Source organism: Escherichia sp. WS1152 (genome assembly GCF_046487665.1).
Lineage (GTDB): Bacteria > Pseudomonadota > Gammaproteobacteria > Enterobacterales > Enterobacteriaceae > Escherichia > Escherichia coli.
Genome location: NZ_JBJQJA010000001.1, coordinates 178,015 through 202,194, shown reverse-complemented (window position 1 = coordinate 202,194; position 24,180 = coordinate 178,015). Strand labels below are relative to the sequence as shown.

Annotated in this window: 21 protein-coding genes and 1 pseudogene; 14 read left to right on the top strand and 8 right to left on the bottom strand. The window is 49.6% G+C overall.

Going from position 1 to position 24,180, the window contains the following annotated elements:
* Positions 1-272: 272 nt before the first annotated feature.
* The 8 genes from aqpZ (at position 273) to ACJHW7_RS00930 (ending at position 10,570) form a co-directional block, all read left to right on the top strand.
* Positions 273-968 (top strand): aquaporin Z, encoded by a 696-nt coding sequence (aqpZ, locus tag ACJHW7_RS00965; RefSeq protein ID WP_000488716.1) that lies wholly within the window; start codon positions 273-275, stop codon positions 966-968.
* Positions 969-1,452: 484 nt separating this feature from the next.
* Positions 1,453-2,352, top strand: coding sequence for an L-lysine exporter LysO (gene lysO / locus ACJHW7_RS00960; RefSeq protein WP_040234636.1), 900 nt, complete (start codon positions 1,453-1,455; stop codon positions 2,350-2,352).
* 143 nt (positions 2,353-2,495) lie between these two features.
* Positions 2,496-4,148 carry a hydroxylamine reductase gene (gene hcp, locus ACJHW7_RS00955; RefSeq protein ID WP_000458817.1) on the top strand — a complete coding sequence of 551 codons (1,653 nt, stop codon included), beginning with the start codon at positions 2,496-2,498 and terminating at the stop codon, positions 4,146-4,148.
* 11 nt (positions 4,149-4,159) lie between these two features.
* Positions 4,160-5,128: an NADH oxidoreductase gene (gene hcr / locus ACJHW7_RS00950; protein ID WP_021556641.1), complete on the top strand. Its 969-nt coding sequence runs from the start codon at positions 4,160-4,162 to the stop codon at positions 5,126-5,128.
* Between the two features lie 132 nt (positions 5,129-5,260).
* Positions 5,261-6,979: a ubiquinone-dependent pyruvate dehydrogenase gene (gene poxB / locus ACJHW7_RS00945; protein ID WP_000815359.1), complete on the top strand. Its 1,719-nt coding sequence runs from the start codon at positions 5,261-5,263 to the stop codon at positions 6,977-6,979.
* A gap of 36 nt (positions 6,980-7,015) precedes the next feature.
* A complete protein-coding gene (gene ltaE / locus ACJHW7_RS00940) occupies positions 7,016-8,017 on the top strand; it encodes a low-specificity L-threonine aldolase (protein ID WP_021556640.1) in 1,002 nt (333 codons plus the stop codon).
* 10 nt (positions 8,018-8,027) lie between these two features.
* The gene (locus tag ACJHW7_RS00935; RefSeq protein ID WP_021556639.1) at positions 8,028-9,458 is read left to right on the top strand and encodes an SDR family oxidoreductase; all 1,431 of its coding nucleotides are present in this window, start codon (positions 8,028-8,030) and stop codon (positions 9,456-9,458) included.
* A 98-nt stretch (positions 9,459-9,556) separates the two neighbouring features.
* On the top strand, positions 9,557-10,570 hold the full coding sequence (locus ACJHW7_RS00930) for an NAD-dependent epimerase/dehydratase family protein (RefSeq protein WP_001338420.1): 1,014 nt from the start codon (positions 9,557-9,559) through the stop codon (positions 10,568-10,570).
* Here the strand turns inward: ACJHW7_RS00930 and amiD are convergent.
* The 3 genes and pseudogenes from amiD to ACJHW7_RS00915 form a co-directional block, all read right to left on the bottom strand.
* Positions 10,567-11,397, bottom strand: coding sequence for an N-acetylmuramoyl-L-alanine amidase AmiD (amiD, locus tag ACJHW7_RS00925; RefSeq protein WP_021556638.1), 831 nt, complete (start codon positions 11,395-11,397; stop codon positions 10,567-10,569). The two genes, ACJHW7_RS00930 and amiD, sit on opposite strands and share 4 nt — an antisense overlap.
* A complete protein-coding gene (locus ACJHW7_RS00920; protein ID WP_001160737.1) occupies positions 11,394-11,717 on the bottom strand; it encodes a heavy metal-binding domain-containing protein in 324 nt (107 codons plus the stop codon). The genes amiD and ACJHW7_RS00920 overlap by 4 nt, the downstream gene beginning before the upstream one ends.
* 774 nt (positions 11,718-12,491) lie before the next feature.
* Positions 12,492-13,727: pseudogene (locus tag ACJHW7_RS00915) on the bottom strand (pentapeptide repeat-containing protein); the annotation flags it as partial.
* Between the two features lie 623 nt (positions 13,728-14,350).
* Here ACJHW7_RS00915 and ACJHW7_RS00910 point away from each other — a divergent pair.
* The 6 genes from ACJHW7_RS00910 to artJ all read left to right on the top strand — a co-directional run bounded on the left by ACJHW7_RS00910 (position 14,351) and on the right by artJ (position 18,974).
* Positions 14,351-14,866: a lipoprotein gene (locus ACJHW7_RS00910; protein ID WP_021556636.1), complete on the top strand. Its 516-nt coding sequence runs from the start codon at positions 14,351-14,353 to the stop codon at positions 14,864-14,866.
* 217 nt (positions 14,867-15,083) lie between these two features.
* Positions 15,084-15,812: an arginine ABC transporter ATP-binding protein ArtP gene (gene artP / locus ACJHW7_RS00905; RefSeq protein WP_000027205.1), complete on the top strand. Its 729-nt coding sequence runs from the start codon at positions 15,084-15,086 to the stop codon at positions 15,810-15,812.
* Between the two features lie 17 nt (positions 15,813-15,829).
* Positions 15,830-16,561 carry an arginine ABC transporter substrate-binding protein ArtI gene (artI, locus tag ACJHW7_RS00900; RefSeq protein ID WP_000756569.1) on the top strand — a complete coding sequence of 244 codons (732 nt, stop codon included), beginning with the start codon at positions 15,830-15,832 and terminating at the stop codon, positions 16,559-16,561.
* 6 nt (positions 16,562-16,567) lie between these two features.
* A complete protein-coding gene (artQ, locus tag ACJHW7_RS00895) occupies positions 16,568-17,284 on the top strand; it encodes an arginine ABC transporter permease ArtQ (protein ID WP_001001688.1) in 717 nt (238 codons plus the stop codon).
* Positions 17,284-17,952 carry an arginine ABC transporter permease ArtM gene (gene artM / locus ACJHW7_RS00890; RefSeq protein WP_000464491.1) on the top strand — a complete coding sequence of 223 codons (669 nt, stop codon included), beginning with the start codon at positions 17,284-17,286 and terminating at the stop codon, positions 17,950-17,952. The genes artQ and artM overlap by 1 nt, the downstream gene beginning before the upstream one ends.
* A gap of 290 nt (positions 17,953-18,242) precedes the next feature.
* Positions 18,243-18,974, top strand: coding sequence for an arginine ABC transporter substrate-binding protein ArtJ (gene artJ / locus ACJHW7_RS00885; RefSeq protein ID WP_021556635.1), 732 nt, complete (start codon positions 18,243-18,245; stop codon positions 18,972-18,974).
* A gap of 50 nt (positions 18,975-19,024) precedes the next feature.
* Here artJ and ACJHW7_RS00880 read toward each other — a convergent pair whose 3' ends face one another.
* From ACJHW7_RS00880 to ACJHW7_RS00860, 5 genes are all read right to left on the bottom strand, one after another.
* The gene (locus ACJHW7_RS00880) at positions 19,025-20,506 is read right to left on the bottom strand and encodes a sulfatase (protein ID WP_040234635.1); all 1,482 of its coding nucleotides are present in this window, start codon (positions 20,504-20,506) and stop codon (positions 19,025-19,027) included.
* An 11-nt stretch (positions 20,507-20,517) separates the two neighbouring features.
* On the bottom strand, positions 20,518-20,838 hold the full coding sequence (locus ACJHW7_RS00875) for a PTS sugar transporter subunit IIB (protein WP_000655511.1): 321 nt from the start codon (positions 20,836-20,838) through the stop codon (positions 20,518-20,520).
* Positions 20,839-20,859: 21 nt separating this feature from the next.
* Positions 20,860-22,203, bottom strand: a complete 1,344-nt coding sequence (locus ACJHW7_RS00870) for a PTS sugar transporter subunit IIC (protein WP_000399304.1) — start codon at positions 22,201-22,203, stop codon at positions 20,860-20,862.
* A gap of 279 nt (positions 22,204-22,482) precedes the next feature.
* A complete protein-coding gene (rlmC, locus tag ACJHW7_RS00865) occupies positions 22,483-23,610 on the bottom strand; it encodes a 23S rRNA (uracil(747)-C(5))-methyltransferase RlmC (protein WP_040234633.1) in 1,128 nt (375 codons plus the stop codon).
* A gap of 40 nt (positions 23,611-23,650) precedes the next feature.
* Positions 23,651-24,139 carry a YbjO family protein gene (locus ACJHW7_RS00860; RefSeq protein WP_000389260.1) on the bottom strand — a complete coding sequence of 163 codons (489 nt, stop codon included), beginning with the start codon at positions 24,137-24,139 and terminating at the stop codon, positions 23,651-23,653.
* Positions 24,140-24,180 lie beyond the last annotated feature (41 nt).

Below are 24,180 nucleotides of genomic sequence, written 5' to 3'. Positions count from 1 at the left end.
AAACAACAAAATCAAATAATTAGCATGATAAATTATTTTTTATTACGCCTAAAGGATTAAATCTTTTGCTTGCACTACACTGTCAATCAGACAAATGACTATATGGGGCAACCCGCTGTTGCCCTAAATCAAATTTACTGGATTTATTTATCTGGTGAATGACTCGCCTTCGTTTTTAAAATAGCCGCGCATTATTTCCGTCGTCACTTTTTTACGACGACCCTATAAAACGACCATATTTTTCACAGGGTCAATTTTTAATTGAGGTGGATATGTTCAGAAAATTAGCAGCTGAATGTTTTGGTACTTTCTGGCTTGTTTTTGGTGGCTGTGGTAGTGCTGTACTGGCCGCAGGCTTCCCGGAATTAGGCATTGGTTTTGCCGGCGTGGCGCTGGCATTCGGTTTGACCGTTCTGACGATGGCCTTCGCTGTTGGTCATATTTCTGGTGGTCATTTTAACCCGGCGGTCACTATTGGTTTATGGGCTGGCGGACGTTTTCCGGCAAAAGAAGTCGTTGGCTACGTAATTGCCCAGGTTGTCGGCGGTATTGTTGCAGCGGCGCTGCTGTATTTAATTGCCAGTGGTAAAACGGGTTTTGACGCGGCAGCCAGCGGTTTTGCTTCTAACGGTTATGGCGAGCATTCACCAGGCGGTTATTCCATGCTTTCCGCGCTGGTAGTTGAACTGGTATTGAGTGCAGGTTTCCTGTTGGTGATCCACGGCGCAACCGACAAATTCGCTCCGGCAGGTTTTGCGCCGATCGCTATTGGTCTGGCCTTAACCCTGATTCACTTAATCAGTATTCCGGTGACTAACACTTCTGTTAACCCGGCGCGCAGCACCGCGGTTGCCATCTTCCAGGGCGGCTGGGCATTAGAACAACTGTGGTTCTTCTGGGTGGTGCCAATTGTCGGCGGCATTATCGGTGGTCTGATTTACCGGACCCTGCTGGAAAAACGTAATTAATTAACGCAGAAGGCCTGGCGCAATGTCAGGCCTTTTTTAAATATATTGATTCATCTTCCTGTTGCGCTCCTTGATGTGTTAAGCCACATATAGTCACTGGCGCAGGGAGCGCGCAGGGGGCGGCCAATCGCCGCCGCCCCCTGCACCCCCGGGCTCTGGCGAACAAAATCGCCGCTGCGCGGTACCCTCAGCTTATCCCTTGCGGCTACCGGGTCGGGCGCGAGGTAACATCCCTGTAAAACGCGCCCTCAGCCCACATCCATGTGGGCTGCCCCGGCCTTCAGGGAACGCCTCGGCGATTTTGACGCCACCAACACCGGTGCGGTTTGTAATTAAAGAGCAAGAATATCTTTAAATGAAAATGAATACCCTACCGATCCTTATGCATAACATTTCCTTTTAATTGCAACTTTACTCGTCCTTCCGCTTTCAGTAGTGTGTCATCGCGCATTTCGACTTCTTTCTTTGCAAGGGCTGGGTTTTCATGTTTTCTGGGTTGTTAATCATTCTGGTTCCCCTGATTGTGGGTTACCTCATTCCGCTTCGCCAACAAGCTGCGTTAAAAGTTATTAATCAGCTACTAAGCTGGATGGTTTACCTTATTCTCTTTTTTATGGGTATCAGTCTGGCGTTTCTCGATAACCTCGCCAGTAACCTGTTGGCGATTCTGCATTATTCTGCCGACAGTATTACCGTTATTTTACTGTGTAATATTGCCGCCCTTATGTGGCTGGAGCGCGGTCTGCCGTGGCGCAACCACCATCAGCAAGAAAAACTCCCGTCGCGTATTGCGATGGCGCTTGAGTCGCTAAAACTGTGCGGCGTAGTAGTGATTGGTTTTGCCATTGGCCTGAGTGGACTGGCTTTCTTACAACACGCGACCGAAGCCAGTGAATACACCTTAATTCTGCTACTTTTCCTCGTCGGTATTCAGTTGCGCAATAATGGCATGACCTTAAAGCAGATTGTCCTTAATCGCCGGGGAATGATTGTCGCCGTGGTGGTGGTTGCCAGTTCATTAATTGGTGGTTTAATTAACGCCTTTATTCTTGATCTACCCATCAATACCGCGCTGGCAATGGCCTCTGGTTTCGGCTGGTATTCTCTTTCCGGTATTTTATTGACCGAATCTTTTGGTCCGGTAATCGGGAGCGCGGCGTTTTTTAATGATCTGGCCCGTGAGCTGATTGCAATTATGTTGATCCCTGGGCTGATTCGCCGCAGCCGCTCTACCGCACTGGGCTTATGCGGTGCGACGTCGATGGATTTCACCCTGCCCGTTCTTCAACGTACTGGCGGGCTGGATATGGTCCCGGCGGCAATTGTTCACGGTTTTATTCTTAGCCTGTTAGTGCCGATCCTCATCGCCTTTTTCTCTGCGTAATACCTCTCTGGCGGTAGATCCCTGCCGCCAAAATTGCGCTAAATCAATCTCCCTTAAAGTTGCATGAAAAATCCCTTTTATCCCCGCGTTAAGCGTCTTAACCTTAAAGATGTATATTAAATATAACTTTAAAAGGTGTGATCATGTTTTGTGTGCAATGTGAACAAACTATCCGTACTCCGGCAGGAAACGGCTGCTCATACGCGCAGGGGATGTGTGGTAAAACGGCGGAAACCTCTGACCTTCAGGATTTACTCATCGCGGCGCTGCAAGGGCTTTCGGCCTGGGCGGTAAAAGCGCGTGAATACGGCATCATCAACCACGATGTAGACAGCTTTGCGCCACGCGCATTTTTCTCAACCCTGACCAACGTTAACTTCGATTCTCCGCGTATTGTCGGCTACGCTCGTGAAGCGATTGCCTTGCGCGAGGCGCTGAAAGCACAATGCCTGGCTGTAGATGCCAACGCCCGCGTCGATAACCCGATGGCTGACCTGCAACTGGTGAGCGACGATCTCGGCGAACTGCAACGTCAGGCAGCAGAATTTACCCCTAACAAAGATAAAGCGGCGATTGGCGAAAACATTCTCGGCCTGCGTCTGCTGTGCCTGTATGGCCTGAAAGGTGCGGCGGCCTATATGGAACACGCACACGTTCTCGGTCAATACGACAATGATATTTATGCCCAGTACCATAAAATCATGGCGTGGCTGGGGACCTGGCCTGCCGATATGAACGCGCTTCTTGAGTGTTCAATGGAAATCGGCCAGATGAACTTCAAAGTGATGAGCATTCTGGATGCAGGCGAAACCGGTAAATACGGTCACCCGACGCCAACCCAGGTCAACGTCAAAGCGACGGCGGGTAAATGCATTCTGATTTCCGGTCACGATCTCAAAGATCTCTACAACCTTCTGGAACAGACCGAAGGCACGGGTGTTAATGTCTACACCCACGGCGAAATGCTGCCTGCGCATGGCTACCCGGAGCTGCGTAAATTCAAGCATCTGGTCGGTAACTACGGCAGCGGCTGGCAGAATCAGCAAGTGGAGTTCGCTCGTTTCCCTGGCCCCATCGTGATGACCTCGAACTGCATCATCGACCCAACCGTAGGCGCTTATGACGATCGTATCTGGACCCGCAGCATCGTTGGCTGGCCGGGTGTGCGTCATCTGGATGGCGAAGATTTCTCTGCGGTCATTGCCCAGGCGCAACAAATGGCGGGCTTCCCGTACAGCGAAATTCCGCACCTGATCACCGTGGGCTTTGGCCGCCAGACGCTGCTTGGCGCAGCGGATACGCTGATTGATCTGGTGAGCCGTGAAAAACTGCGTCATATCTTCCTGCTTGGTGGCTGTGACGGCGCACGCGGCGAGCGCCACTACTTCACCGATTTCGCCACCAGCGTGCCGGATGACTGCCTGATCCTGACCCTCGCCTGTGGTAAATATCGCTTTAACAAACTTGAGTTTGGCGATATCGAAGGTCTGCCGCGTCTGGTAGATGCCGGTCAGTGTAACGATGCTTACTCAGCGATTATTCTGGCGGTTACGCTGGCAGAGAAACTGGGCTGCGGTGTCAACGATCTGCCGCTGTCGCTGGTGCTCTCCTGGTTTGAACAGAAAGCGATCGTCATTCTGCTGACGCTGCTTTCTCTGGGCGTGAAAAATATCGTCACCGGCCCGACTGCACCTGGTTTCCTGACACCAGATCTGCTGGCGGTGCTGAACGAGAAATTCGGCCTGCGTTCTATCACCACTGTTGAAGAAGACATGAAGCAACTGTTGAGCGCGTAAGGAGTTTGTCGATGACGATGCCAACGAATCAATGCCCGTGGCGGATGCAGGTTCATCACATTAAGCAAGAAACGCCGGATGTGTGGACGATTTCCCTGATTTGCCACGATTACTACCCATACCGCGCCGGGCAATATGCACTGGTCAGCGTGCGTAACTCAGCGGAAACGCTGCGTGCTTACACCATTTCCTCCACGCCAGGCGTGAGTGAATATATCACCCTGACCGTGCGGCGGATTGATGACGGTGTCGGCTCCCAGTGGCTGACCCGCGATGTAAAACGCGGTGATTATCTCTGGCTTTCGGACGCGATGGGGGAATTTACCTGCGACGATAAAGCAGAAGATAAATTCCTGTTGCTGGCTGCAGGCTGCGGCGTCACGCCGATTATGTCGATGCGTCGCTGGCTGGCGAAGAATCGTCCACAGGCCGATGTACAGGTGATCTACAACGTGCGTACGCCGCAGGATGTTATTTTCGCCGATGAGTGGCGTAACTATCCGGTAACGCTGGTGGCGGAAAATAACGTTACCGAAGGCTTTATCACTGGTCGTCTCACTCGCGAACTCCTGACTCGCGTTCCTGACTTAGCTTCACGTACCGTGATGACTTGTGGTCCAGCACCGTATATGGATTGGGTAGAGCAGGAAGTGAAAGCGCTCGGCGTGACGCGTTTCTTTAAAGAGAAATTCTTCACCCCAGTAGCGGAAGCGGCGACCAGCGGTCTGAAATTCACCAAACTGCAACCGGCACGAGAATTTTACGCCCCGGTTGGCACTACGCTACTGGAGGCGCTGGAAAGCAATAACGTTCCGGTTGTCGCTGCCTGCCGTGCGGGTGTTTGCGGCTGCTGTAAGACAAAAGTGGTTTCCGGTGAATATACGGTGAGCAGCACAATGACGCTGACCGACGCCGAAATCGCTGAAGGTTACGTACTGGCCTGCTCCTGCCATCCGCAGGGGGATTTGGTTCTCGCATAATCGCCTTATGCCCGATGATATTCATTTCATCGGGCTATTTAACCGTTAGTGCCTCCTTTTTCTCCCATCCCTTCCCCCTCCGTCAGATGAACTAAACTTGTTACCGTTATCACATTCAGGAGATGGAGAACCATGAAACAAACGGTTGCAGCTTATATCGCCAAAACACTCGAATCGGCAGGCGTGAAACGCATCTGGGGAGTCACGGGCGACTCTCTGAACGGTCTTAGCGACAGTCTTAATCGCATGGGCACCATCGAGTGGATGTCCACCCGCCATGAAGAAGTGGCGGCGTTTGCCGCTGGCGCTGAAGCACAACTTTCAGGAGAACTGGCGGTCTGTGCCGGATCGTGCGGCCCCGGCAACCTGCACTTAATCAACGGCCTGTTCGATTGCCACCGCAATCACGTTCCGGTACTGGCGATTGCCGCTCATATTCCCTCCAGCGAAATAGGCAGCGGCTATTTCCAGGAAACCCACCCACAAGAGCTATTCCGCGAATGTAGTCACTATTGCGAGCTGGTTTCCAGCCCGGAGCAGATCCCACAAGTGCTGGCAATTGCTATGCGCAAAGCGGTGCTTAACCGTGGCGTTTCCGTTGTCGTGTTACCGGGTGACGTGGCGTTAAAACCTGCGCCAGAAGGGGCAACCACGCACTGGTATCATGCGCCACAGCCAGTTGTGACGCCGGAAGAAGAAGAGTTACGCAAACTGGCGCAACTGCTGCGTTATTCCAGCAATATCGCTCTGATGTGTGGCAGCGGCTGCGCGGGGGCGCATAAAGAGTTAGTTGAGTTTGCCGGGAAAATTAAAGCACCTATTGTTCATGCCCTACGCGGTAAAGAGCATGTCGAATACGATAATCCGTATGATGTTGGAATGACCGGGTTAATCGGATTCTCGTCAGGTTTCCATACCATGATGAACGCCGACACGTTAGTGCTACTCGGTACTCAGTTCCCCTACCGTGCGTTCTACCCGACCGATGCCAAAATTATTCAGATTGATATCAATCCAGCCAGCATCGGCGCTCACAGCAAGGTGGATATGGCACTGGTCGGCGATATCAAATCAACCCTGCGTGCATTGCTGCCACTGGTGGAAGAAAAAGCCGATCGCAAATTTCTGGATAAAGCGCTGGAAGATTACCGCGATGCCCGCAAAGGGCTGGACGATTTAGCTAAACCGAGCGAGAAAGCCATTCACCCGCAATATCTGGCGCAGCAAATTAGTCATTTTGCCGCCGATGACGCCATTTTCACCTGTGACGTTGGTACGCCAACGGTGTGGGCAGCGCGTTATCTGAAAATGAACGGCAAGCGTCGCCTGTTAGGTTCGTTTAACCACGGTTCGATGGCTAACGCCATGCCGCAGGCGCTGGGCGCGCAGGCAACCGAGCCGGAACGTCAGGTGGTCGCCATGTGCGGCGATGGCGGTTTTAGCATGTTGATGGGCGATTTCCTCTCGGTAGTGCAGATGAAACTGCCGGTGAAAATTATCGTCTTTAATAACAGCGTGCTGGGCTTTGTGGCGATGGAGATGAAAGCCGGAGGCTACCTGACAGACGGTACTGAGCTGCACGACACCAACTTTGCCCGCATTGCCGAAGCATGCGGCATTACGGGTATCCGTGTAGAAAAAGCGTCTGAAGTTGATGAAGCCCTGCAACGCGCCTTCTCCATCGACGGTCCGGTATTGGTGGATGTGGTGGTCGCCAAAGAAGAGTTAGCCATTCCACCGCAGATCAAACTCGAACAGGCCAAAGGTTTCAGCCTGTATATGCTGCGCGCAATCATCAGCGGACGCGGCGATGAAGTGATCGAACTGGCGAAAACGAACTGGCTAAGGTAAAAAGGGTGGCATTTCCCGTCATAATAAGGACATGCCATGATTGATTTACGCAGTGATACCGTAACCCGACCGAGCCGCGCCATGCTCGAAGCGATGATGGCCGCCCCGGTTGGGGACGACGTTTACGGAGACGACCCTACCGTTAATGCTCTGCAGGACTATGCAGCAGAGCTTTCCGGTAAAGAAGCCGCCATTTTTCTGCCTACCGGCACTCAGGCCAACCTGGTCGCTCTGCTCAGTCACTGCGAACGCGGCGAAGAGTATATTGTCGGTCAGGCCGCGCATAACTATCTGTTTGAAGCCGGTGGCGCAGCGGTGCTGGGCAGTATTCAGCCGCAACCCATCGACGCGGCTGCCGACGGCACGCTACCGCTGAATAAAGTGGCGATGAAAATCAAACCCGACGATATCCATTTCGCCCGCACCAAATTACTCAGTCTGGAAAACACCCACAACGGCAAAGTGTTGCCGCGTGAATACCTTAAAGATGCATGGGAATTTACCCGCGAGCGCAATCTGGCGCTGCATGTTGACGGTGCGCGCATCTTTAATGCCGTGGTGGCTTACGGCTGCGAACTGAAAGAGATCACGCAATATTGTGATTCGTTCACCATTTGCCTGTCGAAAGGTCTTGGGACGCCAGTCGGTTCATTACTCGTCGGTAATCGTGATTACATTAAACGTGCCATTCGCTGGCGGAAAATGACAGGTGGCGGGATGCGCCAGTCCGGCATTCTGGCTGCCGCCGGGATATATGCCCTGAAAAATAATGTTGCGCGCTTGCAGGAAGACCACGACAACGCTGCCTGGATGGCGGAGCAGCTGCGTGAAGCAGGCGCGGATGTGATGCGTCAGGACACTAATATGCTGTTTGTTCGCGTCGGGGAAGAAAATGCTGCCGCGTTAGGCGAATACATGAAAGCGAGAAACGTGCTGATTAACGCCTCGCCGATTGTCCGCCTGGTGACGCATCTTGACGTCTCGCGCGAACAGCTGGCGGAAGTCGCCGCCCACTGGCGCGCATTCCTGGCGCGTTAAGGAGAGAAACGTGCCGCAACGCATTTTAGTTCTCGGTGCCAGTGGCTACATTGGTCAGCATCTGGTGCGCACACTCAGCCAGCAAGGGCATCAGATCCTGGCGGCGGCACGTCATGTCGACAGGCTTGCAAAGCTGCAACTGGCAAACGTCAGTTGCCATAAAGTCGATCTCAGCTGGCCGGATAACCTTCCGGCCCTGTTACAGGATATCGATACCGTCTATTTTCTGGTGCACAGCATGGGCGAAAGCGGCGATTTTATCGCTCAGGAGCGCCAGGTGGCTCTCAACGTCCGCGATGCGCTACGTGAAGTACCAGTTAAGCAATTAATCTTTCTCAGTTCGTTACAGGCCCCGCCACATGAGCAGTCGGATCATCTGCGTGCTCGTCAGGCTACGGCGGATATTCTTCGTGAAGCAGGTGTCCCGGTGACCGAACTGCGGGCCGGAATTATCGTTGGCGCAGGTTCAGCAGCGTTCGAAGTCATGCGCGATATGGTCTACAATCTGCCAGTGTTAACGCCGCCACGCTGGGTTCGTTCACGCACCACGCCCATCGCGCTGGAAAACTTGCTGCACTATCTGGTGGCGCTGTTAGATCATCCGGCCAGCGAACACCGCATCTTCGAAGCCGCCGGACCAGAGGTGCTCAGTTATCAGCAACAGTTTGAACATTTTATGGCGGTGAGCGGTAAGCGCCGCTGGTTGATCCCCATCCCCCTCCCCACTCGCTGGATTTCGGTGTGGTTTCTTAATGTGATTACTTCCGTACCGCCCACCACCGCCAGGGCGTTGATTCAGGGGCTGAAACACGATCTGCTGGCGGATGACACCGCGCTACGTGCACTCATCCCACAACGGCTGATCGCTTTCGATGACGCGGTACGTAGCACGTTGAAAGAGGAAGAAAAACTGGTCAACTCCAGCGACTGGGGCTACGACGCTCAGGCCTTTGCCCGCTGGCGACCTGAGTACGGTTATTTCGCCAAACAGGCGGGGTTTACCGTTAAAACGTCCGCCAGCCTTGCGGCTTTATGGCAGGTAGTGAACCAAATCGGCGGTAAAGAGCGTTATTTCTTTGGCAATATTTTGTGGCAGACACGGGCGTTGATGGACCGTGCGATCGGTCATAAATTAGCGAAAGGCCGTCCGGAGCGCGAATATTTGCAAACTGGCGATGCGGTGGATAGCTGGAAAGTCATTGTCGTTGAACCGAAAAAGCAACTTTCGTTGTTATTTGGCATGAAAGCACCGGGGCTGGGACGACTGTGTTTTACCCTGGAAGATAAAGGCGACTATCGTACTATCGATGTCCGCGCTTTCTGGCATCCGCACGGTATGCCGGGGCTGTTTTACTGGTTATTGATGATCCCCGCGCATCTGTTTATTTTTCGCGGAATGGCAAAACAAATCGCCAGACTGGCAGAACAAAGCACAGATTAATCGACAAAACCTGCGTTATTCTTTCATGTTTCCCATTGCATCATGGGGGAAATCACGGAAGAATGCGCACGTCATTTTCTCAACAACAGTGGATTGATATGAAGGTACTGGTTACCGGCGCCACCAGCGGCTTAGGTCGAAACGCGGTAGAGTTTTTATGCCAGAAAGGCATCAGCGTGCGAGCGACCGGTCGCAACGAGGCAATGGGTAAATTGCTGGAAAAAATGGGCGCAGAGTTTGTTCCGGCGGATCTGACCGAGCTGGTCTCATCACAAGCTAAAGTGATGCTCGCGGGCATTGATACGCTGTGGCACTGCTCCAGCTTTACCTCTCCCTGGGGGACACAACAGGCTTTCGATCTGGCTAACGTTCGCGCCACTCGCCGCCTGGGTGAATGGGCTGTCGCCTGGGGTGTGCGTAACTTTATTCATATCTCTTCTCCCTCCCTGTACTTCGATTATCACCACCATCGCGATATTAAAGAAGATTTTCGCCCTCACCGCTTCGCCAACGAGTTTGCCCGCAGCAAAGCAGCCAGCGAAGAAGTGATCAATATGCTTTCGCAGGCGAATCCACAAACGCGCTTTACTATTCTGCGCCCACAAAGTCTGTTCGGACCGCACGATAAAGTCTTTATCCCCCGTCTTGCGCATATGATGCACCACTACGGCAGCATTCTGTTACCGCACGGCGGAAGTGCGCTGGTCGATATGACCTACTATGAAAATGCAGTGCACGCCATGTGGCTGGCAAGCCAGGAAGCCTGCGATAAGCTACCTTCCGGGCGTGTGTACAACATTACCAACGGCGAGCATCGCACACTGCGCAGCATCGTGCAGAAGCTGATCGACGAGTTGAATATTGACTGTCGTATTCGTTCCGTCCCCTACCCGATGCTGGATATGATCGCCCGCAGCATGGAGCGTTTAGGCCGCAAGTCAGCAAAAGAGCCGCCGCTGACCCACTACGGCGTCTCGAAGCTTAATTTTGACTTTACGCTGGATATTACGCGTGCACAGGAAGAATTAGGTTATCAGCCGGTCATCACCCTGGATGAAGGTATCGAGAAAACTGCCGCCTGGCTACGCGACCACGGAAAACTGCCGCGCTAATCCTGCCCGTATTTCTCCAGCAACGCTTCGGCAATTGCCTGAGTTTCTGCATCCGCTTCGCCGTTGTATAACGTCGGGCGGAAATGCATCTGGAACGCCATAATCACGCGCCGCTGCTCGCGCGGTCTCATATCAGGTTTAACGTCATAACCGTAGCGCGCCAAAAGCTCCAGCAATGACGCGGTATCTACCGGTGTGTGCGGCGCGCGCCCGGCAAGGTAAAAGTTCACCCGCTGCGCATCCGGCCAGGCACCAATCCCCTGCTGCGCCAGTTGCTGCCAGGGAAATAATGGCCCCGGATCGTCTTTGCGCTGCGGTGCGATATCCGCATGTGCCACTACGTTTTCCGGCTTGATGTGATAACGGGCAATAATATCTTTCGCCAGTGGAATAAGCGCCTGAATCTGTGCCGGTTCAAACGGGGCAAAATATTTCACTCCGGCCGATTTTTGCCAGCCACGGTTTTCCAGCTCAATGCCAATAGAGGTGTCGTTAAGGCGCGTTGCCCCGCGCCAGGTGCTAATCCCCGCATGCCAGGCCAGTTCTTGTTCCGGCACCAGTTGCCAGATGCGCGGTTTACCGTTGTATCGCGGTGGTACCGCAGGGACCAGATAATGCGAGCTGACCTGCTTATCGGTCAGTGTCGCCAGCGAGCTATCAAAATCATCTGCGGTGTAGTGGATCACCAGCACTTTAATGCGCGGATACGCCGCCTGCGCCTGGCGTCGGGTATCAAGCTGGTATCCCTCTTTCTCGACAATGCCTTTTTCGCCTGCACACCCTGCCAGTAACAGAGCGGCAGCGACCAGCCAGAAGACTCTTCTCATCGACGCGTTTTCACCGCCGTACCGCTGACGCTAACCATCAGCATACTGCCGTTTTGCCCGACCGTTTCGTAGTCGATATCAATACCAACTACGGCATCGGCCCCCAGCGCCCGCGCCTGGGAGCCTAATTCCTCAAAGGCGATCTCCCGTGCTTTACGCAGTTCTTTTTCATACGCACCGGAACGTCCGCCAACGATATCGCGGATACCGGCAAAGAAATCACGGAAAATATTGGCACCTAAAATCGCTTCGCCGGTCACCACACCGCAATATTCAACGATGGTCTGGCCTTCCAGAGTAGGGGTTGTAGAAAATTGCATGATCGATCTCCTTGTTTGTTAAGCCTTCGATCTCTAAAGCATTATCGGACTGATATGCCATGTTGGAAAGAAGGTTTTGATCAGTTTAGGAAATCATCTCATTGTGTCAAAAACACCCACTTAAGTCTTTACGATTATCCGTTGCATAACCCGATATTGGTTTCATTATAGGGTACCGCTTACCTGTCTTATTATGTTGTACCAACAACATTAATGAGCGGAAATACTCAACTTATACTGTAAATTACTCCAAAATTTTTCCGCATCTTGTGGCTGAGGAACATACCTCTGGATTGCTTTTTGATCGACCTCGGCAAAACAAGAAAGCAATAAGTTCTCAATGTTTTTGTCATTAATATATGCAAAGATCATTCTTGCAAACTCGTATATAAACGCCCGATCCTGAGCGCTTAATAGTTTAATGCAATATTTATTTTTAAGAGAGAAAAGAATGTCAAGGAAAGCATCCGCTGCAATCTTTACGTTACTCCCCGCGTTCATATTAAATATATCTCTTACGCAGATAGAATACAGTGAAAGTAAACAGCCATACAAATAATCATTTATTAATTCTTTTGTCCATTTTACTGGCAACCATGGTTTTATCTTGACACCATGCATACTACAGTCATGAAAAAGACATTTACTGAAATTAACTCTTATCATATCAACATTGAAAAAATGGCAGTTAATAAATTTTAAAGAATGAGTATTTACGTTGTTAATTTTAACAGATCTAAACGAAATATTTTTGAATACACTGTTTATTACATTGCTATTTGTTATTTTAACATCACCTAAACTGCCGTTTTCAAAGCAACACTTCTTCAATATACTTTCATTCACAACAGTATGTGATAAATGGAGATTGTTTATGTTTTGCTTTATTAATGCCACGTCATTAAAATGACTATATTTAATAAAGCAACCATCATTGAGTAGTGTTTTAAGATTGACTAAATTACTTGCATCTTCACGTACCATCGTGGCAACTGGAACAGGCAGAGACATGAAAACTTCTTCATTCACCATCAAGTGAATCATGCATTGCGTTCCCTTTGTCATATCCACACTTACGCTACAAATATCGTTGTAATGCGAAGAGCGCATTTCAGGGAACAGATTAAACACGGTATCTTGAAAGGCACTAAATCGTGTTAATAAATCCTGATAATGAACAGGTTTTGTTTCAAAATTATCATCAGCAAATCCAAGCACTATTGTATGCTCTACATCTAACGCAGTTTCAAATGACTCTTCTGTAAAATCATTATTTAAAACCTCACCTGACGTATTATCACTGTCATAAAAAGTGCTCATCAATGCGATATTGTTTGTTACAGCGTCTTTTGCAATATTTTCATTAATTGCATATCGCCTGCTATAATCATAAAAATGAAGAAACGCGTCCTTTATAAAGGATATATATTGTTCTTTGTTAAAGTCAATACGACTGTATAATTTTTCAAAAATCACATTCGCAATCTTACTACCCATAGTATGCCTGTATAATAATGGGTGCGATTCAATCGTAAAATGCTTGTCTAATTGATGTTGTAATTTATTCTCATAGTCCAGTGGGAAAAGAAACTTTTGTCTTTCAAGTTTTTCATTCGATCTGTTACGTATTCCAATAGAGATTCTTTCATTACCCGTTTTTATTTCAACTTCGTTATCTTCTGATTTACCAAGATATTTTTTAACATCAGTCTCGAAAGCATTACTAAAAAATGTATTAAATTGATAATCCGCTGTTGGAATATTTTCCGCGAGCAACACATCATTTTTTATGAGATCACTGTCAGCATTTATTGCTAATATCAGATGCAAGTAGATGGTATCCCATGTAGACAACTCACCCTTACGACTGGAATTTAATATCGCGAAAAATTCCCTCAGTGAATCGAGGAAATTATCACTTTGATTCAATTGTGTGCATGAAAATGATGACGCTTGATCAGATATATTGTTTATCATATTAAAAATCACCCAAGAAAAACGATAATCCACCGAACTCCTCGCGCTTTATTATTGTAAAAGCACAACACCTTTTATACTCATATTAATTAACGAAACACTGAAACAACTTGATTTATTCTTCGCTCAAATTCACTTGTCCAAAAAGATTATATTTTATACCCACAACTGTAGCATAAATAATATTATCAAAAGTCAAAGCTGGGACTATCAAATTTCGCTCATTTTCAAAAATACAACGTAATTTTGGCAATCATCTTAATAGCAGGATCTCTTATCGCATGTGAAAAATTTGTAATGATTAGACAATAACCGCGTTCATTTATCACGCGTTATAAATGTGAAACTGGCTTCTTGCAGATGCTCTTAACCTCTACAGGAGGATTTATACCACCATTTCAGAACTATCATATTTACCTTAAATGATCATTTCAGCCATATAACACGCTCAACCTCACAAATGGTTTACACTGTCTATTGTTTGGGTAATTTAAGTAAGTCAGCTACGAGCAACCTTGAGTGGGTAGCCAGCAATGGACTCAAACCCAATCAGGTGTTCAGATTGTTTCAGAATTGTATTAAAAACAATGTATTAAATAATCTGATAGCGTTTGGTCGTAGTGTGACGCAGACAGCAAGCTAATAAGGAAATGATTATGCGCTACCGTTCACTATCTCTACTTATTCCATGTGCACTGCTGCTGAGTGCCTGTACCACCGTCACGCCAGCTTATAAAGATAACGGTCCCCGCACCGGTTCCTGTGTCCAGGGGGGGCCTGACAGCGTGGCCCAACAATTCTATGACTACCGCATTCAACATCGCAGCAATGACATTATCGCCCTGCGCCCCTATTTGAGTGACAAACTGGCAACCCTACTTAGCGATGCCAGCCGCGATAATAGTCATCGTGAATTGTTAAGCAGCGATCCGTTCTCCAGTCGAACCACCTTGCCAGACAGCGCCCACGTTGCCAGTGCATCGACTATCCCGAATCGTGATGCCCGTAACATTCCATTGCGCGTGGATCTCAAGCAGGGTGACCAGGGCTGGCAGGATGAAGTGTTAATGATTCAGGAAGGCCAGTGTTGGGTGATCGACGATGTGCGCTACTTAGGCGGTAGCGTTCATGCCACGGCGGGTACGCTCCGTCAGTCCATCGAGAATCGCTAACGCCTTGATCAACCAATAAACCCCGTAAATTGTCCGGCATTTCGTGAGGAATGCCGACATTTATGCTCGCCGACCACCGCCCCCGTTATTTTGTGCTATGTTTATTGAATAATGCGCTTTGCTTTTAACTTTTAAAGCAGAAATATTGCATAATTATTCTGTCAAAGGTACTATCTTCGACCTCAATAGCTATCAGACTGCCAGTATACGAGTGTCAATGAGTATTCAATTAAACGGCATTAATTGCTTCTACGGCGCGCATCAGGCGCTGTTCGATATCACGCTGGATTGCCCACAGGGCGAAACGCTGGTGTTACTTGGCCCCAGCGGCGCGGGTAAAAGCTCGCTGCTGCGTGTACTCAATCTGCTTGAGATGCCGCGCTCCGGTACGCTCAACATTGCAGGCAACCATTTCGATTTCACTAAAACACCCTCTGACAAAGCGATTCGCGATTTGCGTCGTAACGTTGGCATGGTGTTTCAGCAATACAACCTGTGGCCGCATCTGACCGTGCAGCAAAACCTGATTGAAGCGCCCTGCCGTGTACTGGGGTTGAGTAAAGATCAGGCGCTGGCCCGTGCAGAAAAACTGCTGGAACGTCTGCGTCTCAAACCTTATAGCGATCGTTACCCGCTGCATCTTTCTGGTGGTCAGCAGCAGCGTGTTGCTATTGCCCGTGCGTTAATGATGGAACCGCAGGTACTGCTGTTTGATGAACCGACCGCCGCACTGGACCCGGAAATTACGGCACAAATCGTCAGCATCATTCGTGAGCTGGCAGAAACGAATATTACCCAGGTGATCGTCACCCACGAAGTTGAAGTGGCGCGTAAAACCGCCAGCCGAGTGGTGTATATGGAAAATGGTCATATCGTAGAACAAGGCGACGCGAGCTGCTTTACCGAGCCGCAAACCGAAGCATTTAAAAACTATCTCTCTCACTAAGATTCGGGATAACAACAATGAAAAAAGTTCTGATTGCCGCGTTAATTGCAGGTTTTAGTCTTTCCGCCACAGCTGCCGAAACCATTCGTTTTGCTACCGAAGCCTCCTATCCTCCGTTTGAATCGATTGATGCAAACAACCAGATCGTTGGTTTTGACGTCGACCTGGCACAGGCGCTGTGTAAAGAGATTGATGCGACCTGTACTTTCTCTAACCAGGCATTTGACAGCCTGATCCCAAGCCTGAAATTCCGTCGCGTGGAAGCGGTGATGGCCGGGATGGATATCACCCCAGAACGTGAAAAGCAGGTGCTGTTTACCACCCCGTACTATGACAACTCTGCCCTGTTTGTGGGTCAGCAAGGCAAATACACCAGTGTTGATCAGCTGAAAGGCAAAAAAGTCGGCGTACAGAACGGGACGACACACCAGAAATTCATTATGGATAAGCACCCGGAAATCACTACCGTTCCGTATGACAGCTACCAGAACGCAAAACTGGATCTGCAAAACGGGCGTATCGACGGCGTCTTCGGTGACACCGCAGTGGTCACTGAGTGGCTGAAAGATAACCCGAAACTGGCGGCGGTGGGCGACAAAGTGACCGATAAAGATTACTTCGGCACTGGCCTCGGCATCGCGGTACGTCAGGGCAACACTGAGCTGCAGCAGAAACTCAACACTGCGCTGGAAAAAGTGAAGAAAGATGGCACTTACGAAACCATCTACAACAAATGGTTCCAGAAGTAATTCCTGATGAATGAATTTTTTCCTTTAGCAAGCGCCGCCGGGATGACCGTCGGCCTTGCCGTTTGTGCATTGATTGTCGGACTGGCGCTGGCGATGTTCTTTGCGGTATGGGAGTCGGCAAAATGGCGTCCTGTCGCGTGGGCAGGTTCAGCGCTGGTAACCATTCTGCGTGGCCTGCCAGAAATTCTGGTGGTGCTGTTTATCTATTTTGGCTCCTCGCAGCTGCTGCTGACGCTTTCGGATGGCTTCACTATCAATCTTGGGTTCGTGCAGATCCCAGTGCAGATGGACATTGAGAACTTCGACGTTAGCCCGTTCCTTTGTGGTGTCATCGCTCTGTCACTGCTGTATGCCGCCTATGCCTCGCAAACGCTGCGCGGCGCGTTGAAAGCGGTGCCGATGGGTCAGTGGGAATCCGGCCAGGCGCTGGGGCTGTCGAAATCGGCTATCTTTTTCCGTCTGGTGATGCCGCAGATGTGGCGTCATGCGCTGCCTGGCCTCGGTAACCAGTGGCTGGTGCTGCTGAAAGATACCGCGCTGGTCAGTTTGATTAGTGTGAATGATTTAATGCTGCAAACCAAAAGCATCGCTACTCGTACCCAGGAACCATTTACCTGGTACATTGTGGCGGCGGCGATTTACCTGGTGATCACCCTGCTCAGTCAGTACATTCTCAAACGCATTGACCTGCGCGCGACACGTTTTGAGCGGAGGCCCAGCTAATGTTTGAGTATTTACCCGAACTGATGAAAGGGCTGCACACCAGCCTGACGCTAACCGTTGCCTCGCTGATTGTGGCACTGATTCTGGCGTTGATTTTTACCATCATCCTGACGCTGAAAACGCCGGTGCTGGTGTGGCTGGTACGGGGTTATATCACGCTGTTTACCGGTACACCGCTGCTGGTGCAGATCTTCCTGATTTATTACGGGCCGGGTCAGTTCCCGACGTTGCAGGAGTATCCGGCACTGTGGCATTTGTTGTCAGAACCGTGGTTATGTGCGCTGATTGCGTTGTCGCTGAACAGTGCGGCGTATACCACGCAGCTGTTTTACGGTGCAATTCGTGCGATCCCGGAAGGTCAGTGGCAGTCCTGTAGCGCCCTGGGAATGAGCAAAAAAGATACGCTGGCGATCCTGCTGCCGTATGCCTTTAAACGCTCGCTCTCTTCTTATTCCAACGAAGTGGTGCTGGTGTTCAAAAGTACCTCTCTGGCTTACACCATTACGCTGATGGAAGTGATGGGATACAGCCAGTTGTTGTACGGACGCACCTACGATGTAATGGTGTTCGGCGCGGCAGGGATTATTTATCTGGTCGTTAACGGCCTGCTGACGCTGATGATGCGTCTGATCGAGCGCAAAGCACTGGCGTTTGAGCGAAGGAATTAATGTGGCTGCGTACATTCGCCGGGGGTTTTGTAGGTCTGATAAGACGCGCCAGTGTCGCATCAGACATCAGCACGGTGCCTGTGCCGGATGCGGCGTGGACGCCTTATCCGGCCTACATAGTGCATAAATTCTTATAATGAAGACGGACAACTCACTAAGTTGTCCGTCTTTTTTCATTTCATGCAAATTATTTAATCATATTTATTGCATATAAATTCACTTGATGGCATTGTTATCCCATGCCGCAGACACGGCCAAAAATCATAAGATTGACAGACGGGAGTTCCATCATGAAAAAGTTAGTTCTTGCCGCATTACTTGCTTCCTTTACTTTCGGTGCTTCTGCCGCAGAGAAAATCAATTTTGGCGTTTCAGCCACCTATCCACCCTTTGAATCTATAGGTGCTAATAATGAGATTGTCGGCTTTGATATCGACCTGGCAAAAGCCTTGTGCAAACAAATGCAGGCAGAATGTACTTTTACTAATCACGCTTTCGACAGCCTGATCCCGTCACTGAAATTCAGGAAATATGACGCCGTAATCTCCGGTATGGATATCACACCAGATCGTAGCAAGCAGGTATCGTTCACCACGCCCTATTACGAAAACTCAGCCGTCGTGATTGCCAAAAAAGATACCTACAAAACGTTTGCCGACCTGAAAGGCAAACGCATTGGGATGGAAAACGGTACTACGCACCAGAAATATATTCAGGATCAGCACCCGGAAGTGAAAACGGTCTCCTATGACAGTTATCAAAATGCCTTTATCGATCTGAAAAATGGCCGTATTGATGGCGTATTTGGTGACACTGCGGTGGTTAATGAATGGCTGAAAACCAATCCGCAACTGGGCGTTGCTACTGAAAAAGTGACCGATCCGCAATACTTTGGCACCGGTCTGGGTATCGCTGTACGTCCGGATAACAAAGCTCTGCTGGAAAAACTGAATAACGCGCTGGCAGCAATTAAAGCTGACGGTACATATCAGAAAATCAGCGATCAGTGGTTCCCGCAATAATTATTCATTTGCCGGAGTGGGCGAACACCCACTCCGGCAAAATCACTTCTCTACGCTAATCCCAGGCGCTGAAACTGCTCTGGCGGCGCATCATTATCTTTCATCAACTGAATCAGCAACGCGATCATCCGGGACTCGATCACATCATCATGAATCGGATGTAGCTGCTGCGGATCGTTTTGCAGATCAAACAGCAAATGACCAAACTGATTCAACCCCTTATATTTTTCCTGTGCCGGGATGCGTAATACCTGTAACCCTTTGGTAAAACGAAACGGTGGGGCCAGCGATAAAGCCCGCATCTCATCCACCGGATAGCGGCTGTTCATTTTGCAGGACATCAACGTGTAGTTGGCAATATCATCCTCACGCCCCGGCAGCGCTGCACGCATATAGACAAAACGCCCATCGGTTACGTTAACATGACCACTGAAGACACCAAACATCGCCGAGCTGCGTACTGGTTCATCGTGACTGACCGTTTTCGCCAGCGGTTGCCCCTGCACATCGGGCGGCACTGGCTGTTGAAAAAAGTCATACAACGTTGGCGCCCAGTCGATCATTTGTACCAGTGCCTGTCGCCGCTCTCCTTTTACACCACTGCGCGGGTCCCAGATAAACAACGGATTATTGGCAACTTCGTTGTAATAAGGCATCTGGTTTTTCGCCCACCAGCCATGCTCACCGAGTAAAAAGCCGTGGTCAGTGCCGACAATCAGCATGGTATCTCGCCACAGATCGTGCTCATCCATCAGGTCGAGAATGCGCCCCAGGTTGCGATCGCACATCGACACCAACGAACGATACCGGCAACGGATGTGCTCCACGGCCTCGTCGCTTTCCTGCACCCGGCCACGCGGCCAGTCATAATGCGGTCCATCCCAGTTATCTTCATACAAGGAAAGATACTCTTCCGTTGTGTGAAACGGCTCGTGCGGATCAAACGTTTCGACCTGCAATAACCAGTTATCTTCCGCGTGATTTTTGTGGATAAAGGCACAGCCTGCATCAAACACTTTAGTTTGTGGAAAATCCGCTTCCTGCTGAATATATTCCCGGTTTGCCCAGTCATGGCGCCACAGACCAGAAACACCGCCACCGGTCTGCTTTTGCGGCACCCGTAGCACCTCGGGAATAGGCGGTTGCGCAACGCTTGCATGCCAGTGATCGCCTTCCTGTCCGCGCACAATCTCCCACGAACTGTAGCGATTATGATAATTCCCGCCGCCATCTTCCCAGTAATGCAAATGATCGCTTATCAGGTGGGTATAGATCCCCGCCTTTTTAAGCAGCTCCGGCATGGAATCGTCAAACGGTTCTAACGGCCCCCACTCCCGATGCAGGAAGTTACATCGCCCGGTATGCAACTCCCGCCGGGCAGGCATACACGGCATACTGCCGACGTAACTGTTTTCAAAGGTGGCGGCATGAGCCGCCAGACGTTGGAAATTAGGCGCTTTGGTTAACGCATCGCCATAAGGTGGCAGATAACGTTTATTCAGACTATCGAACAGCAGAATAATCGCTCTCATTACGCCCTACCTTATTGATTAATTAAATGCGGATAATGTTGCTGAACCACTTCATAAATTTGCTGACCAATAGTTTCACCGTCCATAATATTCTCTATCGGGATCAGATATTGCCCTTGTTTCGGGTCAAGACTAACCACATCGAGTAATTTTTTGGAAATTGCAAAAATATCCGCCCAGTCGGTAAATCCTCCTACTTCACCTGCGGCGGTATGTTCCATTTCAACTTTGAAATCATATTTGGTCAGCGCTTTTTTAACGACCGTTTGTAACATAACGCTACTGCCTACACCGTAACCACAGACAAACAGAATATTAATTGTATCTTTCATTTTTAAACCCTTAATATTTAATTAACCCGCGTAAGGACCAAGATGGAATGTTGCAGCGATAAATTTCAGAACTTCACAAATAGCAGGCCATACGGTTGCCCAGTCAAATATTCCTGTCCAGCCGACGCCATTTTCAGCAAGCCCGGTTAACGGAATAGCCCACACCGTACCGAAGGTCTGAATAATACCCAGCAAGAACGTACAGATAATTACGGAACGGTATCCGCCCATGCGGTTTGCTAATACGCCAATTGGACCGCCAGAGAAAAACAGAGGTACAAAGCCAGGCAATACCATAATTGGGCTGTGAACCAGTAATAAGATCCCCATCGAAAAAATGGTGCCAAAAGTACAGAAGACGAAGCCTAACGTTGCGGCATTGGGTGAAAAAGGCAACAGCGCGGCGACATCGACGGCGGGAATGGCATTAGGAATAAAGCGATCCTGCCAGCCTTTAAACGAACCGTTAATTTCGCCCACCATCATGCGCACACCCTGCAGCAGAATGACCATATACATGGAGAACTGTAAGCCAAGGTTGATGATATAGATGTACCAGGGCTTGCCTTTCGCCATTAACTGGACATTATCGATACCCGTTGATAGCAAGAAACCACCGACAAACAGCGTCATCACAATGGCGATAGCCGTTACGTTATGGTTAAAAATCGCCAGCCACCCGGGGAGTTTCAGGTTTTCAGCATCGTGCTTTTCGGGGTCACCAAATTTATGGGCGAATTTGGAGAAAAACCACAATCCCAACATCTGGTTATGAGCAATGGTAAAACCAGCATCTTTGGTAACTTTGGCAATGGGCTTAACAATGAGCGTGGTGGAGAACGCCCAGAATACACCCGTTAATATTCCGGCAATAATAATGGATGTAGTCCAGCTAAAACCCAGCCAAAAGACAATCAACCATAATACCGCCTGAGAATGTGAAACACCGGTATTCCCTGTCAAAAATATCCCTTTGGCACCAGTATACCGACCAAATAATACCAGCAGCAGGTTGGTAAAAAACGCCAGTACAAATACATACCCGACATAACCAAAATTATCCCCCAATGCAATTTGCGTTGCCGCTTTCATTGCGTAGGAATCCATTAAATATCCGTGAACACCATAGGCTTTACTTACGGCTTCTGCTACCGGTTTAAATGTTGCGGAAAACTGGAAACCACCAAATAACACCATCATTAATCCCACCATGGCGCTGACCATGCCGGTAATAATTTTTATTGGCGATTTCTTATCAAGGGCATAACCAATACCCACCAGCAAACCAATTAAAATTGCCGGTTCAGTTAAAAACGTTTGAATAACATCTATGAATTTGGCAAACATCGTCGGAACGCCCTCCATAAGCGTACATTTCCGTTGTCAATGCATGAACCTTCTGCTGACGTTAATAATGTCTCAGGAAATTTTGTGTTTCGCTAAGCAATGCCTCTGTATGTATTCGGTAAGTGCACTGTAGTAATCAAAACAGTTCAATTAAAGATCTTATTTGATTATTTGTGATTTGATTTGCAAAAATAGAGCAATATATAACCGTGATCGATCGGTTATTATTAATCGATCGATCACGATTATTATTTTGAGTGAATAGTTGTTGCCGAAAAATTTACTGCCGTGATGTATTTAAATTTTTACCAGCAGCGTCAACACTTCATAATGCGCGGTGTGAGGGAACATATCGAAAAGCTGCACCCGTTCAATGCGATAACCAGGCAGTTCTCGGATATCTTTCGCCATAGTTTGGGCGTTACAGCTGGAGTAGATAATAAAACGCGGTGCCATCGTTGAGAGATAATCACACAGCGGTTTACCAATGCCGCGGCGCGGCGGGTTAACCAGCACCAGCTCCGGCACCTCCCCCTGAGCGGTGGCAAACTGAGTGGAGTCCAGCGCCTGAAATTGCAAACGCGTTAAGCCCAGTTCAGCGGCTGACTGCTTTGCACAGGCAATGGCCTCTGGCGCAATTTCGATCCCGGTTAACTGCATGTCAGGCGTCGCGCAGTGTAAACCAAAGCCACCCACACCGCAGAACAGATCCCACATATGTGTAACCGGCAGTTGTCGTACCCAGTCGCGCGCGGTAGCGTACAGCTGGCTGGCGACCGCCGGATTAGTCTGGAAGAAACTTTGCGGACGGATCCACAGCGGTACGTCATTAAAACGCTCTACCAGTGCCTGTTGTTCGGTCAGGTAGATCTCCGTCTCCCCTTCCATAATCGCCATATGTACCGGCTGAATATTGACGGTAATAACTTTCAGCTGCGGTAGTTGTTCGTGTAACCACGGCAACGCCTTACGCAGTTGCGCCAGCTTGGTATCAGAACGCAGTACAAAGCGCAGCATCATGCCGCCATCACTCTGGCTTTCAGTCAGCAGAATGTATTTCAGTTCGCCACGCTTACGCGCCACGTTGTAGGGCGTTAACCCCGCTCGGGCGATAAACGGTTTTAGCGCCGCAAAAACGGGCGCAAATGAGGCAGGATAAAGCGGGCAGTCACAAAGGTCTTCTGGTGTGCCGTCGCGATGCAGCATACCGAGCAGTGGTTTTTCAACGCTACCACTCACCACCATTTTGGCTTTATTACGAAACCCTTGTTCCGGGCCTGACACTGGCGCGCACCATTCCTCAACCGGAAAGTCGGCGAGCAGATTTTTAAGATCGGCGGTTTTAGCGGAGAGTTGCTCTGGAATCGGCTGCGTTATCCACTGACAGGAACGACAGCGACCCGCGTCGTAAAGTGCGCACTGCATACATTGACCTTCACATCATCAAGGGCGACGATTATACACATTATTGCAACTGGAAGAACCGCCGACTGGTCGAGGGAACGAACAGCAGCATCAGGATGAGCATATCCGGCAGCTTCTGCAGCATCAGGCTATGGAAGATTTCACGTTTTGATTCACCGGGAATGCTGAACAGCTCCGGATAACCATACCCCAGCGAAGCTGCCCACAAGTAACTTGCGGCGGTGATTTGTGTCAGCAGATATAGCCATCGAGCCCAGCGACGCCCTTTCACCAGTGAAAACGCACACCAGATCTCAATGAAAACCAGCACCAGACTGCTTAAAAAGACCAGCGTTAAACTCCAGGTTTGTACGCTGCGATGAATGAACTCGCCAATACCGCGCACGCCCAGCGTATTGAAAATCATCAGCACGTCGAGGCCACGGATCATAATAATGGCGAGCGCCGCCACCTGCACCAGTGCAGGCACATTCAGGCGAGCATGAGATGAAGATGTTTTCTTAAAAAATCCCAACGTTTCGTCTTCCATGAAAACAATGCCGCGACATGCGCGGCATTATGTAGCCAGGT